Source organism: Paenibacillus sp. E194 (assembly GCF_000935845.1).
In the GTDB taxonomy this organism is placed as follows: domain Bacteria; phylum Bacillota; class Bacilli; order Paenibacillales; family Paenibacillaceae; genus Paenibacillus_B; species Paenibacillus_B alvei_B.
In genome coordinates this window covers 1-2,529 of record NZ_JMDX01000429.1, presented here as the reverse complement: position 1 = coordinate 2,529, position 2,529 = coordinate 1, and the positions used below count along the sequence as shown (strand labels likewise).

The window sequence follows — 2,529 nt, the reverse complement described above, 5'->3', positions numbered from 1 at the left end:
CGCCAATCAAGCCGCAAGGAATATCGAAAGGAAGCAATATTAAGGGAATTAAGGTAAACTGGGGTCAAGCAAAGACGTTTATCAATGATAGATTTGAAGCTTTACAAAAGTCTGTTGGGCAACTGTCCAAGAATAAGCTGGCGTATGATGGGCCAGATGTAAACTATAAATCGTCAACGCAGAAGCCTCTTGAACCGACGAAGAATCAGATTGAGGTGCGGAAATATTATTCGGGGACCGAGCCGGAGAATTCATCAGGTGCAATGGGTAAAAGTAAGAATTCAAGCGGTACCGGGAATAATGGTAATGAAAAATTAAACAAAAACGGTTTGACTCCAGAACAAGAGAAGCATTATAGACAAAAAATAGATGAAGCTAAAGCACGTGGAGATCAGAAGGCAGCGGATGATGCTAGATATGAACGTCACCGTGAGGAAAAGGAAAATAGAGGTGAAAAACCTTTAAATCGTAAAGATTGGGATACTATCAATGAGCGTCTAAGAAAGAATAGGGAGCGTGGAAGAGAAGAAGAAATAAAAGGTAGAAAGGCTTTGGAAGAACATCTTGATCGTAAATTAGAGGATAATAATGCCGACGAGGTCGTTACGTATACATCTAGTGAAGGTCATGTTACACGCCCAGATAGTATAGCTCGAAATAATAAGGGCGAAATTGATTTAGTTCATGACCACAAACACAAAGCAGGTGAAGACCAAATTGTTCATAACGACAGTCAAATTAGAGCTGAAAGAGAAATGCTTAGAGATAAAAACGGTCGCCATGTTGTAACAATATCAAGTGACAAACCTGATTTAAATGCTATTCCTCCTAAGCCAAGACCAAGCGGGCCTTTAGGAGACAAAAGTGATATTTACTATACCGATCCGAATAGCGGAAAAGTGACTCACAAATGGGAACCTAATCCACGTTTACCTGGTGGAGGTAGATGGAAAAAGCTATGAATAATCATTATTAAAAATTTTATTCTTTAGCGGTAAGGAGGATATGATATGAAACCTGATTTATTTTCAATTACAATGTATCCTACGGTATCTTTAAACAAAGAAGATATACTAGGTCATATTTTGGATGTCTTTGAGTCAAACGAAAAATTTGCTCCTACCCATTGGGGCAACAGTGAAATGGTAAGGGTCGAATATAATCGTAATGAAATTCTTGAAAAAGTAACTTCAGAGCATAAGGTAGCTGAAATTTATCTTCATCGTGATAAAACTGTGAAATACACAGGGAGCTTTGAAGTCAACTGGAGTCCACGTTCATTTTTGAAGTTTGATTTTCATAAATCTATGCCGCCAAAAATGTGGTCAGCTTTTTTTGAGTTATCTGATCGGATCGCAGAAATTGTAAAACCATGTTATGGAGTGACACATATTTTTTGGCCTTCATCATATCCTTGGAATACTGAGCGTGAACGCCTGCATATGTGGATGGATATATGTTCTTATCCTGTGCCAGTTAGATATCTTCCAAATGGCCCCTTGGGGATAGGGGCGAGGACATACTTTAGTAGTCACGTTTTGGAAATGTTTGGTGAAGGGTTGTTGCTAAATAGTCCAGGAGTTGTATCAGAACTTAACTGGGGTGGTATTTGTATCGATATTTTGAATCGACCATTAGAAACTGATAATGACACGTTACTTGATAGTTGGTTGAGTGTAATGAAATATTTGGAATCCGCTCAAGTAATGGCTATACCAAGTTTTGATGAGGATCGGATGGGCGTATCGTTCTGCCCTAATGCCGCTTGGAAGGATTTCTTAAAAGACGAATAAATATGCAAGGAAGTGAAATTAATAATGGATGAGAATAGTAATAGTAGAACAAGAGTTATAGAAGTATTAAATAGATCCAAATTCAATGATGAGGTTATCGATGGATTGGATATGAGTGATATGGATCTCACTTTTTTAGACCTGTCAAAAGTTATGGCAGATGGTATCATTGCAAAACGAGTCATGTTAAGAGCGTCCTCGTTACTTAGAGCGTCGTTTCTAGATTGTGATTTTGAATCAGCTGACTTCAGAAGTTGTAATTTAGAGGGTATCGACATTGCAGACTGTGTCCTTAGTAGGGCAAACTTCCAAAAAGCAAATATGAAATATGCAAAAATGAATATAAGTATGTGCTTAGAAACTTGTCTTGACGAAGTCGATTTATCCCATGGAGAACTAATAGGATCAACTTTAATTAATGCTACCTTTCGTAATGCAAATTTATCTGGGATCAATGCTAAACAAGCAAGTTGCTCTAATGCTGATTTAAGTAGTGCTAATATCACAGATGGTAATTTTGAAGGGACAGATTTTAGAAATGCTAATTTATCTAAAGTAGATGCTAAAAATGCTAACTTTGCAAGTGTAGACTTAACAGGAGCTATACTTTGTAATGGAATTTTTACAGGAGTTGATTTTACAGGCGCCAAACTTGACAATGTAGTTTGGAAGGGAGTGAATGTGGACGGGGCTAAGTTTGACAAAAGTGTTAAGGAACAAGTATTAAAGATGATCT

Annotated in this window: 3 protein-coding genes; all 3 read left to right on the top strand. The window is 37.5% G+C overall.

Annotated features, from left to right (window positions below):
- Positions 1-5 precede the first annotated feature (5 nt).
- Positions 6-962: an ADP-ribosyltransferase gene (locus tag AZ66_RS32235; RefSeq protein ID WP_331436945.1), complete on the top strand. Its 957-nt coding sequence runs from the start codon at positions 6-8 to the stop codon at positions 960-962.
- A gap of 48 nt (positions 963-1,010) precedes the next feature.
- On the top strand, positions 1,011-1,793 hold the full coding sequence (locus AZ66_RS28515) for a hypothetical protein (protein WP_044358019.1): 783 nt from the start codon (positions 1,011-1,013) through the stop codon (positions 1,791-1,793).
- Between the two features lie 24 nt (positions 1,794-1,817).
- The coding region (locus tag AZ66_RS28510; RefSeq protein ID WP_044358018.1) for a pentapeptide repeat-containing protein at positions 1,818-2,529 on the top strand (712 nt) is incomplete at its 3' end.